13 protein-coding genes are annotated in these 12,969 nt (G+C 57.9%); 9 read left to right on the forward strand and 4 right to left on the reverse strand.

Features of this window, described 5'->3' with window-relative positions; all coding sequences use genetic code 11:
* Positions 1-34: 34 nt before the first annotated feature.
* Together AB5Y90_RS03105 and AB5Y90_RS03110 are read left to right on the forward strand one after the other, a co-directional pair.
* Positions 35-1,066 (forward strand): IS630-like element ISAhy2 family transposase, encoded by a 1,032-nt coding sequence (locus AB5Y90_RS03105; protein WP_001809438.1) that lies wholly within the window; start codon positions 35-37, stop codon positions 1,064-1,066.
* A gap of 33 nt (positions 1,067-1,099) precedes the next feature.
* A complete protein-coding gene (locus AB5Y90_RS03110) occupies positions 1,100-1,276 on the forward strand; it encodes a PT domain-containing protein (protein WP_368166561.1) in 177 nt (58 codons plus the stop codon).
* Between the two features lie 284 nt (positions 1,277-1,560).
* Here the strand turns inward: AB5Y90_RS03110 and AB5Y90_RS03115 are convergent, their stop codons facing one another.
* The 3 genes from AB5Y90_RS03115 to AB5Y90_RS03125 all read right to left on the reverse strand — a co-directional run bounded on the left by AB5Y90_RS03115 (position 1,561) and on the right by AB5Y90_RS03125 (position 4,454).
* Positions 1,561-2,301, reverse strand: coding sequence for a YebC/PmpR family DNA-binding transcriptional regulator (locus AB5Y90_RS03115; RefSeq protein ID WP_005337681.1), 741 nt, complete (start codon positions 2,299-2,301; stop codon positions 1,561-1,563).
* Between the two features lie 102 nt (positions 2,302-2,403).
* Positions 2,404-4,170, reverse strand: coding sequence for an aspartate--tRNA ligase (aspS, locus tag AB5Y90_RS03120; protein ID WP_005361614.1), 1,767 nt, complete (start codon positions 4,168-4,170; stop codon positions 2,404-2,406).
* Between the two features lie 32 nt (positions 4,171-4,202).
* On the reverse strand, positions 4,203-4,454 hold the full coding sequence (locus AB5Y90_RS03125; RefSeq protein ID WP_005337686.1) for an FmdB family zinc ribbon protein: 252 nt from the start codon (positions 4,452-4,454) through the stop codon (positions 4,203-4,205).
* 162 nt (positions 4,455-4,616) lie between these two features.
* Here AB5Y90_RS03125 and AB5Y90_RS03130 point away from each other — a divergent pair, with 162 nt between their 5' ends.
* From AB5Y90_RS03130 to AB5Y90_RS03155, 6 genes are all read left to right on the forward strand, one after another.
* Complete coding sequence (locus AB5Y90_RS03130) at positions 4,617-5,465, forward strand: DUF72 domain-containing protein (RefSeq protein ID WP_368166550.1); 849 nt, start codon at positions 4,617-4,619, stop codon at positions 5,463-5,465.
* Between the two features lie 275 nt (positions 5,466-5,740).
* A complete protein-coding gene (cmoA, locus tag AB5Y90_RS03135; RefSeq protein WP_108612837.1) occupies positions 5,741-6,487 on the forward strand; it encodes a carboxy-S-adenosyl-L-methionine synthase CmoA in 747 nt (248 codons plus the stop codon).
* Positions 6,484-7,461 (forward strand): tRNA 5-methoxyuridine(34)/uridine 5-oxyacetic acid(34) synthase CmoB, encoded by a 978-nt coding sequence (gene cmoB, locus AB5Y90_RS03140; RefSeq protein ID WP_307896504.1) that lies wholly within the window; start codon positions 6,484-6,486, stop codon positions 7,459-7,461. The genes cmoA and cmoB overlap by 4 nt, the downstream gene beginning before the upstream one ends.
* Positions 7,462-7,513: 52 nt before the next feature.
* Positions 7,514-8,302 carry an ATP-dependent zinc protease gene (locus AB5Y90_RS03145; protein ID WP_005337698.1) on the forward strand — a complete coding sequence of 263 codons (789 nt, stop codon included), beginning with the start codon at positions 7,514-7,516 and terminating at the stop codon, positions 8,300-8,302.
* 3 nt (positions 8,303-8,305) lie between these two features.
* The gene (locus tag AB5Y90_RS03150) at positions 8,306-9,844 is read left to right on the forward strand and encodes an inactive transglutaminase family protein (RefSeq protein WP_005337699.1); all 1,539 of its coding nucleotides are present in this window, start codon (positions 8,306-8,308) and stop codon (positions 9,842-9,844) included.
* Positions 9,845-9,847: 3 nt separating this feature from the next.
* Positions 9,848-10,813, forward strand: coding sequence for an alpha-L-glutamate ligase-like protein (locus tag AB5Y90_RS03155; RefSeq protein WP_005337700.1), 966 nt, complete (start codon positions 9,848-9,850; stop codon positions 10,811-10,813).
* Positions 10,814-11,123: 310 nt separating this feature from the next.
* Here AB5Y90_RS03155 and AB5Y90_RS03160 read toward each other — a convergent pair whose 3' ends face one another.
* The gene (locus AB5Y90_RS03160; RefSeq protein ID WP_005337701.1) at positions 11,124-11,726 is read right to left on the reverse strand and encodes a peroxiredoxin C; all 603 of its coding nucleotides are present in this window, start codon (positions 11,724-11,726) and stop codon (positions 11,124-11,126) included.
* A gap of 146 nt (positions 11,727-11,872) precedes the next feature.
* Here AB5Y90_RS03160 and AB5Y90_RS03165 point away from each other — a divergent pair, with 146 nt between their 5' ends.
* Positions 11,873-12,781 carry a hydrogen peroxide-inducible genes activator gene (locus AB5Y90_RS03165; protein WP_005337702.1) on the forward strand — a complete coding sequence of 303 codons (909 nt, stop codon included), beginning with the start codon at positions 11,873-11,875 and terminating at the stop codon, positions 12,779-12,781.
* Positions 12,782-12,969: the final 188 nt, after the last annotated feature.

The raw sequence follows: 12,969 nt of genomic DNA on the forward strand, positions 1-12,969 counted from the left end.
AAACAAAACAAGCCACACCCAAAGGACTGAGTTGATGCCTATCCTACCACCTCTGCCACGACCACAACGGCGCCGCATTCACAAAATCATCCATGCCACCCGTGATAAAGGACATGCTCGTCGCTTGATGGCCATCTTGCTGTTACATGAAGGACGCACGATCACCGATGTTCATCACCTTACCGGCGCTGCGCGCTCGACCATCGGTCGTTGGCTTCGGTGGTATCGAGATGAAGGCATAGATGCGCTAGAAGCCTTACCGGCTGGCCGTGCCCCAGTCTTACCTATCGCCAAGATTGTCACCTTACTGGTGCTGCTCATGCAGTTTTCTCCGCAAGATTTTGGTTATCAGCGCAGCCGTTGGTGTACTGAACTATTGGCTATAAAAATCAATCGGTTAACAGGGCTCAATGTGGCAGCCTCCACGCTCCGCCGATGGTTACCTCGTATGGGCATTGTCTGGCGCAGGCCCGTGCCGACCTTGCGGATAAAAGACCCAGCCTATCAGGAAAAAATGGCGAATATCGACGCCGCGCTGGCCCGCTGTGATGCCGATAATCCGGTGTTTTATGAGGATGAAGTCGATATAGACCTCAATCCCAAATTAGGAGCCGACTGGATGTTCAGAGCGCAGCAAAAGCGGGTTGTCACACCGGGGCAGAATGCCAAGCATTATCTGGCAGGCGTTCTCCACGCAGGCAACGGAAGGGTACTTTACGTCAGCGGGATCAAGAAAAACTCATCGCTGTTTATTGCCATGCTGGAAAAGCTGCGCCACCACTACCGACGAGCCAAAACCATCACGTTGATCCTCGATAACTACATCATTCACAAAAGCAAACAGACCGAGCGATGGTTGAAGAAGAATCCCAAGTTCTGCCTGGTATTCCAGCCAGTTTACAGTCCTTGGGTTAATCACATCGAACGGCTGTGGCACAAGTTACATGAAACCATCACGCGCAATCATCAATGCAGAGGGATGGCAAACCTGCTGGCCCGAGTGAAACACTTCATGGATACCGTGTCTCCTTTCCCGGGGAATGGCTATGGCACAGCGAAGGTGTAGCACTATTGGGATCAGTTATTTAGTGCAGCACCTATCTTCCAGACCAACCAACCAACCAACCAACCAACCAACCAACCAACCAACCAACCAACTCGCCCCAACCAATCCGTTATCGACATCCCAACCTGTGACTCTGTATTGATGGGCCCCGGTGATAACAAGAGCACGCTCCATCACCTCCTATCCCCTACCCGCAACGAATTACCCTGACGGGCAGATGTGAGCAGTCAACGCCATCTCAAGAGCTAAAGGTGTGATAAACAGGATAAGCGGAGCCTCGCTAACGCAATGCAGCAGAACTGCGACTGGCATACGTGCAGGGCCAACCGACTGGCAGAGACAGAGCAATGATAATTCGCAGAGAAAGCGGGAAAGACTGTCAGTGAAGAGAGTTGTTGCACCGGTTGCTCAACCGACACATCAGCAGTTGCCACGATGCAAAGATAAAAAAATGGCAGCCATCTGGCTGCCATTGGGAGAGCACGATTCAGCGATCAGAGGGTCGCAGCGACTTCATCGGAGATGGAGCCGTTGTGATACACCTCTTGCACATCGTCCAGATCTTCCAGCATGTCGATCAGACGCATCAGCTTGGGTGCAGTTTCTGCATCCAGCTCCGCTTCGGTGGAGGGGATCATGGTCACTTCGGCGCTCTGGGCCTTGAAGCCGGCAGCTTCCAGACCGTCCAGCACGGTACCGAAGTCGTTCGGGGTGGTGTACACCTCGATGGTGCCATCCTCTTCGGTGACCACGTCATCGGCGCCCGCTTCCAGCGCGGCATCCATCAGGGCATCTTCGTCTACGCCCACGAAAGTCAGCAGACCTTTCTTGCTGAACAGATAGGCAACGGAGCCGTCGGTACCCAGGTTGCCACCGCACTTGCTGAAGGCGTGGCGCACTTCGGCTACGGTACGGTTACGGTTATCGGTCAGGCACTCTACCATCACGGCAGAGCCAGCCGGGCCGTAACCTTCGTATACGATGGTCTCGAGCTGTTCGCCATCGCCACCACCGGCGCCACGCTGAATGGCACGGTTGATGGTGTCGCGGGTCATGTTGTTGGTCAGGGCGGCAGTCACCGCAGCACGCAGACGCGGGTTGTTGGCCGGATCGGCATCACCCAGACGCGCGGAGGTAGTGATTTCGCGGATCAGTTTGGTGAAGATCTTGCCACGCTTGGCGTCCTGAGCGGCCTTGCGGTGTTTGATGTTGGCCCATTTACTGTGACCTGCCATAGAGACTCTCCGTTATTTTTTAAATGTCAGTAACACTGATCATGACTAACCCAAGGGAAACACAGAGGCCGCACGGCGGCGGCCTCCGGTGCCGGTATCGGCTTACTCGTCGCCCTTGACGGTGGTTGCAATCGCCAGCTCACCCAGTTGGGCGGCGTTGGCAAGGCTGGGGGCGTCTGTCATCAGACAGGCGGCCGCGGTCGTTTTCGGGAAGGCGATGACGTCCCGAATGTTTTCGGTGCCGGTCAGCAGCATGCTGAGACGGTCCAGACCGAAGGCCAGACCGGCGTGCGGCGGGGTACCGTACTTCAACGCATCCAGCAGGAAGCCGAATTTCAGGCGCTGCTCGGCCGGGGTGATACCCAGGATATCGAACACGGTGGATTGCATCTCGCTGTTGTGGATACGGACAGAGCCTCCACCCACTTCGTAGCCGTTGATCACCATGTCGTAGGCGTTGGCGTAAGCACCCACAGGGTTGGCTTTCAGCTCGGCCGGGCTCATGTTGCTCGGCGCGGTGAACGGGTGGTGCATGGCGGCCAGACCACCTTCACCATCTTCCTCGAACATCGGGAAGTCGATGACCCACAGCGGTTTCCAGCTGTTCTCCAGCAGGCCCAGATCGCGACCCACTTTCAGACGCAGGGCGCCCATGGCATCGCAGACCACTTTCTTGCTGTCAGCGCCAAAGAAGATGATGTCGCCGTCGGCAGCGCCGGTACGAGCCAGGATCTCGCGCACGATGGCGTCAGAGAGGAACTTGGCAACCGGAGACTGCACGCCTTCGATACCATTGGCCGCTTCGTTGACCTTCATCCAGGCCAGGCCCTTGGCACCGTAGATGCCGACAAACTTGGTGTATTCGTCGATCTGCTTGCGAGAGAGCTCGGCACCGCCCGGGACTTTCAGGGCAGCCACACGGCCTTTCGGATCGTTGGCGGGGCCCGCGAACACGGCGAACTCGACAGCAGTCAGCAGATCGGCCACATCAACCAGCTCCATTGGCAGACGCAGGTCCGGCTTGTCGGAGCCGTAGCGGCGCATGGCTTCGTCGAAGGTCATGATCGGGAAGTCGCCCAGATCCACGTTCAGGATGTGCAGCCACAGTTTGCGGATCATCTCTTCCATCACTTCACGCACCTGCGGCGCGGTCATGAAGGAGGTCTCCACGTCGATCTGGGTGAATTCCGGCTGGCGGTCGGCACGCAGGTCTTCGTCACGGAAGCACTTGACGATCTGGTAGTAGCGATCGAAGCCGGACATCATCAGCAACTGCTTGAACAGCTGGGGTGATTGCGGCAGAGCGTAGAACTTGCCCTTGTGCACGCGGCTCGGCACCAGATAGTCACGGGCACCTTCCGGGGTGGCCTTGGTCAGCATCGGGGTCTCGATATCGAGGAAGCCGTGCTCGTCCATGAAGCGGCGTACGAAGGCGCTGGCCTTGGCACGGGTCTTCAGGTACTTGGCCATCTCGGGACGACGCAGATCCAGGTAACGATACTTGAGGCTGATCTCTTCGCTGTTGACCTGATTGAAGTCCAGCGGCAGCGGCTCGGCACGGTTGATGATGTTGAGTTCGTGGGCGAACACTTCGATGGCGCCAGTGGCCATGTCGCTGTTGCGCTGGGACTCGGGACGGGTGCGCACCACGCCGGTCACCTGGATGCAGAACTCGCCGCGCAGCTCGGAGGCCAGGGCGAACGCCTCCGGCTTGTCCGGATCGAAGAACACCTGAACGATCCCTTCCCGGTCGCGCATATCGATAAAGATCAGACCGCCGAGATCACGACGACGATGAACCCAACCGCACAATGTAATGGTCTGCCCTGCATGGGCCTCATTGACCTGTCCGCAATAGATAGAGCGCATGGACTTCTTCCTTCGAAATTGTAGAGAGACGGTTAACCTTGGGCCGCCGGGCACGACTGGCAAGCACCGTCTGTCTCACAGCTGGCCAGATTCTTTTTCTTACCCGGTTTGAAATCAGTCTCGTACCATCCGGTTCCCTTGAGCCGGAAGCCTGCCGCCGATATCAGCTTGACCAGATTCGGCTTGCTACAGGCCGGACAGTCGGTCAGGGGGGCATCGGAAAGCTTTTGCAGTTTTGCCAATTCATGGCCACAGACGTCGCAACGATATTCGTAGATAGGCATGGGTCACAAGAAATTGAAAAACAAAAGGGCTGGCATTATAGAGGAAAACCCCCTTTTGGGTAAAATGGCCAGCAGCCTCCTTTCGCCAGTTTTTTGCACTCGATGGCAAAAAGCGGGCAAAAAATCGGCACGAATGCACCAAGAGCGAAGAGAATAGCCATCATGAGCCTCTATTTGGGCCTGCCGCAGTGGTCCCACCCCAGCTGGCCAGGCCAGTTGCTGGGCCTTGGCGCCAAGCCTGCCGAACATCTCGCCCACTATGCGACCGTCTTCAACTCGGTGGAGGGTAACACCACCTTCTACGCCCTGCCGACACCGGACACGGTACAGCGCTGGGCCGATGCGGTGCCCGATCACTTTCGTTTGAACTTCAAATTTCCGCAAACCATCAGCCACCAGAGCGATCTGGTGAGCGCAGACAAGCAAGTCGCCGACTTTATCAAGCTGCTTGCGCCACTACACGACAAGCTGGGGCTGCTCACCCTGCAGTTGCCCGCCCGTTTTGGGCCAGAGGGACTGGCCAGACTGGCGGCCTTCATCGATCGGCTGCCGCGGGCGTTTCGCTACGCCCTCGAAGTGCGCCACCCCGACTTCTTCGCCAAGGGGGAGGCCGAGCGGGCATTGAACCGACTGCTGATGGAACAGGGTGTGAACCGGGTGATGCTCGACAGCCGGCCACTCTTCTCGGTGCAAGCAACCACGCCAGCCCTTGTCGATGCCCAGGGCAAGAAACCGCGCCTGCCGGTGCATCTGCTGGCCACCGCCAACGCCCCCATGGTGCGCTTTATCGGCCTGCCGGACCCGGCGGCCAATCACCCCTTCCTACCCAGCTGGCTCCCCCACTGGCGCCAGTGGCTTTCCGAGGGCAAGGACCTCTACCTCTATATACATACTGCCGACAACGCCCAGGCACCTGAGCTGGCCCGCCAGATCACCCGCTTGCTGGAGCAGGAGATGGCCCCCTGGCCAGGGGAAAACGATCGCGCACGGCAGGGAGTGCTGCGCTTTTAGCCAACCCATTCTGCGGCCATCGTTTCGCTGCAAAAAAAGTGCTTTTTTGTGGCGTGGCAAGCCCTGGCGTCAAGACAAACGGCCATCAATCCTCTACACTACCGCCCCAAGTAAGGGTCCGGAACATGGCCCGTACGAACAGGACAGGTCCAAAGGATTTCATGACCAGCCATCCCGTTCGTAAACAGGTGATAAATCTACTCTGATGGGTGTCACCCAACGACTCAATTGAACAATACAGCCGGGTGATGTCCCGACTGTCAGGTTGCGCCAGCATGCATACCAAAGATCAAATTTTTGCCGCCCCGATCGCCCGATTGGGTGACTTCTGTTTTGACGAACAGGTCGTCGACGTGTTTCCCGATATGATCCAGCGCTCGGTGCCGGGTTACAGCAACATCATCTCTGCCATCGGCATGATGGCCGCCCGCTACGCCCAACCCGAGAGCCGACTCTATGATCTCGGCTGCTCACTGGGCGCCGCGACCCAGGCGATGCGTCGCCATGTCAGCCAGCCCGGCTGCCGTATCACGGCGGTGGATCTCTCCCATCCGATGATCGAGCGCGCCCGCGCCCACCTCTCCGGTTTCAAATCCGAGGTGCCAGTGGAGCTGGTGGAAGCAGATATCTGCGACATCGAGATCGAGAACGCCTCCGTGGTGGTGCTCAACTTCACCCTGCAATTTGTCGAACCAGAGAAACGGGCCGCCCTGATCCAGCGCATTCACGATGGGCTGCGCCCGGGCGGGATCCTGATCCTGAGCGAAAAGTTCCGCTTCGAAGATGAACCGGTCAACGAGCTGCTCATCGATCTGCATCTCGACTTCAAGCGGGCCAATGGCTACAGCGAGCTGGAGATCAGCCAGAAACGCACCGCCCTTGAGAACGTGATGCGCACCGACAGCCTGCCGGTGCATCAGGCACGCCTGCGGGAGGCCGGTTTCGTCCATCAAGATCTCTGGTTCCAGTGCTTCAACTTCGGCTCCATGATTGCCATCAAATCCAGCGACGCCCAGCCATGATCGACTTTGCCAATTTCTATCAACTGATTGCCAAAAACCGGCTGAGCCACTGGCTGCATACCCTGCCCGCCCAGCTGCACGCTTGGCAACATGACAACCAGCATGGCGACCTGCCGCGCTGGAATCGTGCCCTCAACAAGCTGCCGGTGGTCTCCCCCGGCAACATCGAGCTGAAAAGCCGGGTCGAGATTGGCTCGGCCGAGAGCATTGGCGAAGGTGAACGCAAGAAGGTCGAGAGCCTGCTGCGCCACTTCATGCCCTGGCGCAAGGGGCCGTTCACGGTGCACGGCATCCACATCGATACCGAGTGGCGCTCTGACTGGAAGTGGGATCGGGTGCTGCCCCATATCAGCCCGCTCGAAGGCCGTTACGTGCTGGATGTGGGCTGCGGCAGCGGTTACCACCTCTGGCGCATGGTGGGTGAAGGGGCCAAGCTGGCGGTCGGCATCGACCCTAGCCCGCTGTTCCTCTGCCAGTTCGAGGCCATTCGCCACTTCGCGGGCAATGATCAGCGCGCCCACCTGTTGCCGCTCGGCATTCAGGAGCTGCCGGAGCTGCGTGCCTTTGACACCGTCTTCTCCATGGGGGTGCTCTATCACCGCAAATCCCCCATCGAGCACATCGAGCAGTTGCGCAATCAATTGAAAGATGATGGCGAGCTGGTGCTGGAGACCCTGGTGATTGATGGCGGGGTCAACGACGTGCTGATGCCCACCGACCGTTACGGCAAGATGCGCAACGTCTGGTTTATTCCCTCAAGCCGCGCCCTCAAGCTGTGGGTCGAGCGCTGCGGCTTCACCGACGTGCGGATAGTAGACGAGAATATGACCAGCACCGACGAACAGCGTCGTACCGACTGGATGATTAATGAATCCCTGAGTGACTATCTGGATCCAGACAATCCGGCACTCACGGTAGAAGGACACCCGGCGCCGAAACGTGCCGTACTGATTGCCCGCAAGGCCAAAGACTAGCCGATGGCGATTCAGGAAGTTACACTGACCCAATTCCAGGAAGCACAGTTAAATGAATGACATGAAAAGCAAATTAAAAGGAATGACCCTGCTCTCCCTGCTTAGTCTCGGCGGGTGTGTCAATATGGAAAAAGCGCCTCAGGTCCCTGCTCTGACGCTGGCCGAGCTTCGTAGCGAGCTGAGCCAGAGCGAGCAGCGCCTGCAAACATCCATGGAACAGCAACAGAAGCAGTATGTGCAGCAACAGCACCTGCTGGTTCAGCTCAACACAGATGTCACCAATATGAAAGAGTCCGTCAAGCAAGTAGACCACAAGCTCGCCACCCTCCCCTCCGAACCGCCCAAGCCAATGGCCATCCCCACCGAGAAGTGCCCGGCCCCCAATCAGGGTCACACCATCGATGGCAAGCTGATGGTCGGTGAAGCCGAGTGGATCTGGGTTGATGCGGCCAACGACGCCTTCCAGGCCCGGGTCGATACCGGTGCGACCACCTCCTCCATCAGTGCGCAGGAGATCACCATTTTCGAGCGCAACGGCAAAAACTGGGTGCGCTTCTTCCTGAGCCATCAGGAAGTGGACGACAAGATCCAGATCGAAGCGCCGCTGGTACGCCATGTACGAGTGCGTCAGGCCTCTGCCGACGATCTGGACCGCCGTCCGGTAGTACGTCTGGCCGTGCGCATTGGCGACATGACCGAGAAAGCCGAATTTACCCTGAAAGACCGTAGCGACATGACCTTCCCTGTGCTGCTGGGTCGCGAATTTTTGAAAGACATCGCTGTGGTTGATGTGGCCCGCGAATATATCCAACCCAAACCCAAGCTCAAGGATGTGAAATAATTCATGGTTTCCCGTAAGCCGTTCTATTTGCTGGTAGCCCTGCTGTACATTGTCGGCCTGGGGATGACGATCTATCACCATATCGCGTTGGATGTGCCGCTGACGCCCGGTGAAAAGCGCCAGATCTGGTCCATCGAAGCCAAGCTGGAGTTTGAGGCGACCGGTGAGCCGGTGATCGCCTCCCTGGCCATTCCGGGCACCCAGCCCGGCTTCACCCTGATGAACGAGAACGCCGCCAGCCCCGGCTACGGCCTCTCCTTTGTCGAGAAAGATGGCGATGCCCGCGCCGAGTGGTCCATCCGCACCGCCTCTGGCCGTCAGGAGCTCTACTACCGCGTCGACATGATGGCGGATGCCCATGCCAAACCGGCCGCCAATCCGCAGCCACCTGCCATCGAGAAGCAGATCGAGAGTGAGCCTTACGCCACCGCGATGAAACAGATCCTCGAGCGAGCACAGGAGCGCTCTGCCGACGGCTACACCCTGACTCGCGAGATCATCAAGGAGATCGAGAAGCAGGAGCAGAACGCCGAGCTGCTGAAAAAGCACAAGAGCCGCGCCAACCTGATCGCCGAGCTGCTCAACAATGCTGACGTCCCCACCCGCGTGGTGCATGCCCTGAATCTGGAAGATGGCCGCCGTCGTCAGGAGCTGGTGGATTACCTGCAGGTATTCAACAGCCCGACCGACTACAAGCTGTTCAACCCGCAAACCGGTGAACAGGGTCGTCCGGCCAACCTGCTGCTGTGGGAATATAACTCCGGCGCCCTGCTGGACGTGACCGGTGGTCACAACTCCCGTGTCAGCTTCTCGATGATCGAGCAAGAGCAGCCGGTGAGCGTTGCACTGGCGCAGAAGTTCGAAAAATCAGAGATGATGAACTTCTCCATCCACAGCCTGCCACTGGAAGAGCAGACCCTGTTCAAGGGCTTGCTGCTGATCCCGATCGGCGTGCTGATGGTGGTGTTCCTGCGGGTTCTGGTGGGGATCAAAACCTCCGGTACCTTTATGCCGGTGCTGATCGCGGTCGCCTTTATCCAGACCTCGCTGGTCACCGGTCTCATCGGCTTCCTGCTGATCGTCGGCACCGGTCTCATCATCCGCTCCTATCTGTCGCGGCTTAACCTGCTGCTGGTCGCCCGAATATCGGCCATCATCATCATGGTTATCTCGATGATCGGTATCTTCTCCGCGTTCGCCTTCAAGCTGGGGCTGACCGACGGCATGAAGATCACCTTCTTCCCGATGATCATCCTCTCCTGGACCATCGAACGGATGTCCATCCTGTGGGAAGAAGAGGGCCCGAAAGAGGTGTTCCGCCAGGGCGGCGGCTCTCTGCTGGTTGCCGTCATCGCCTATCTGGCCATGGATAATGAACTGATCCGTCACCTCACCTTCAACTTCCTCGGCCTGCAGCTGGTGCTGATGGCGACCGTGCTGTTGATGGGTAACTACACCGGCTACAAGCTGAGCGAACTGAAGCGTTTCAAGCCGCTGGTGGACGAGATGAAATCTGGCGTCACCCCGGGTAAGGACAAGTAACCGATGTGGTTCTGGGAAAAATACACCACCCCGTGGAGCCTGTCCCAATCAGGCATCCTCGGCATGAACAAGCGCAACCACTCCTACATCAGCCGCTACAATCCGCGCAGCCTCTATCCGCTGGTGGATGACAAGCTGCAGACCAAGCAAATTGCGCTGGATGCAGGGGTCACCGTGCCTGAGCTGATCGGTACCATCCGTGCCCAGCACGATGTGGGTCGCATCACCGAGCTGGTAAAAGATTGGCCGGGCTTCTGCATCAAGCCGGCCCGTGGCTCGGGCGGCAAGGGTATCCTGGTGATCCTGCGTCAGGAAGATGGCCTCTTCTACAAGCCCAACGGCAGCGCCTCCAACGGTCAGGATCTGGAGCGCCATGTCTCCAACATTCTGGCGGGGCTCTATTCGCTTGGCGGCAAGCCCGACGTGGCACTGGTGGAAGGCCTCATCAACTTTGATGATGTGTTCGATGGCTACTCTTTTGAAGGGGTACCCGATGCCCGGGTCATCATCTTCAAGGGGTTCCCGGTGATGGCGATGATGCGCCTCTCCACCGCCGCCTCCGACGGCAAGGCGAATCTGCACCAGGGCGCCGTGGGGGTGGGTCTGTGCCTGCGTACCGGTCGTGCCCTGCGGGCGGTGCAGTTTGGCAATCCGCTGCGCCACCATCCGGATACCGGCCTCGATCTCTACGAGCTCAAGGTGCCCCACTGGGATACCCTGCTCACCCTCGCCGCCTCCTGCTACGAGATGTCGGGTCTGGGCTATATCGGTACTGACATGGTGCTGGACAAGTTCCGCGGCCCCATGCTGCTGGAGCTCAACGCCCGTCCCGGTCTTGCCATCCAGATCGCCAACGGTCGCGGCCTGGTGCCCAATCTCAAGACCATCGAGAAGCTGGGTCAGGTGAAGATGAACGTGGAGCAGCGGGTCAATTTCGCCAAGGATCACTTCGGGATCTTTGAGGAATAACACCTCCGCTTGTGAACTGAGCGCGCCTATGGCGCGCTTTTTTTATGGCGATTGTCTGTCGGCATATCCCCCCACCACCATACGGATCAGCATCTCATTTCGAAACGACGAGTATGTAAGCGAACGGCAGCTTGGAATAGCGAGGAGAGCGATGGAACGATGGAACGATGGAACGATGGAACGATGGAACGATGGAACGATGGAACGATGGAACGAGAAGAGTGTGGCCACTATGTCAGAGGATGGATAAATCTCAGGTATAAAAAAACCGGCGCCAAGACGCCGGTTCTTCAAGGAGAGTGCTGCCCGATTACAGGGAGTCAGCATTCTCGGACAGGTACTTGGCAACGCCGTCCGGAGAGGCTTGCATACCTTTTTTGCCTTTTTCCCACTGAGCAGGGCACACTTCGCCGTGCTCTTCGTGGAATTGCAGGGCATCGACCATGCGCAGCATCTCGTCAATGTTGCGGCCCAGCGGCAGATCGTTGACAACCTGATGGCGAACGACACCGTTCTTGTCGATCAGGAAGGAACCACGGAACGCCACACCGGCTTCCGGATGCTCAACGTCATAGGCTTTGCAGATTTCGTGTTTCACGTCGGCGATCAGCGGGTACTTGACCTGACCGATACCGCCATCTTCCACTTTGGTGTTACGCCATGCGTTGTGGGAGAACTGGGAATCGATGGAAACACCGATCACTTCCACGCCACGCTTCTGGAACTCTTCATAACGGTGATCGAAGGCAATCAGCTCAGACGGGCAGACGAAGGTGAAATCGAGCGGGTAGAAGAAGACAACGGCAGCTTTGCCTTTGATGTGGGATGACAGGTTGAATGAATCAACGATCTCGCCATTACCCAGAACAGCTGCGGCGGTAAAATCGGGTGCGGGACGGCCTACCAATACCATATTCAATTCCTCTTTATGTGAAGTGAACAATCCGGTGAGGATTGGGCTACCTAGAGCCAAGTCCATCTAATTCAAGCGACAAACTATAGACCCGGTGGTAGATTAGTTAAATCAAATTAAATAGATAGCATTAATCGGGTTTTTCTATGCAACGTTGGCCCAGCCTCAAACAGCTGCAATATCTGGTCGCTCTCGATGAGCACAAGAACTTCAACCGCGCCGCCAAAGCCTGTCATGTCAGCCAGTCGACCCTGAGTACCGGGATCCAGACGCTGGAGGACATGATGAACCTGCAACTGGTGGAGCGGGACCACAAGAGCTTCATTATGACCCCGGTCGGCATGGAAATCGTCGAGCGCGCTCGCAATTTACTCTCCGATGCGCGGGATCTCATGGAGCTCGGGCAACATCAGGGCGGCGTGATGCAGGGGACGGTACGTCTTGGCTGCATTCCCACCATCGCCCCCTTCCTGCTCAGCAAGCTGCTGAAAGAGTGCAGCAAAACCTATCCTGACCTCGAATTGTTGCTGCGTGAAGACACAACCAGCAATCTGCTCAAGCAGCTGGAACAGGGTCAACTCGACTTGCTGATCCTCGCCCTGCCCATCGAGATCGGGGGATTTCACTGCAAGACCGTCGGTCAGGATCCGTTCCACATGGTGATGCCCGCCAGCATGGCGGCCGGTCTGCATACCCCGTTCGACTACAAGGAGTTGCCCAACCAGAGCATCTTCCTGCTGGAGCGGGAGCACTGCCTCACCGAGCACGCAGTGAGCGCCTGCCGCCTGCGGGACAAGAGCAAGATCAACCCGTTTGCTGCAACCAGCCTGCACACCCTGGTGCAGATGGTGGAAGCGGGTCTGGGCACCACCTTCCTGCCGCAGATGGCCATCGATGCCGGCATTCTTGCCAACTCCGATCTGGTGGCCATCCCGCTGCCGGGAGAGACCTCCTATCGCGAGATTGGGCTGGTCTGGCGCCCCAGCACCACCAGGGTACAGACCTTCTACAAACTGGCCGAGCTGCTTAAACCGCTGATCAGCCACAACGAGTGACAACAAACACCAGCCCTCGGGCTGGCATTTTTCAGTTCCCCACCACATTTTTCCTCTCGGAGACTAGGTCTGGAGCCAGATCCCTGTTTATGATGGAAAAGTTGTCGCATGCCCTCCTGCCCCCAGAACGATTTGGCAGGATATGGCGTTCGATAAATGTCTCGTTTGGTAGACCCGTCCGTGGAGAG

The sequence above is a fragment of the Aeromonas sp. R4-1 genome (assembly GCF_040908325.1).
GTDB lineage: Bacteria > Pseudomonadota > Gammaproteobacteria > Enterobacterales > Aeromonadaceae > Aeromonas > Aeromonas veronii.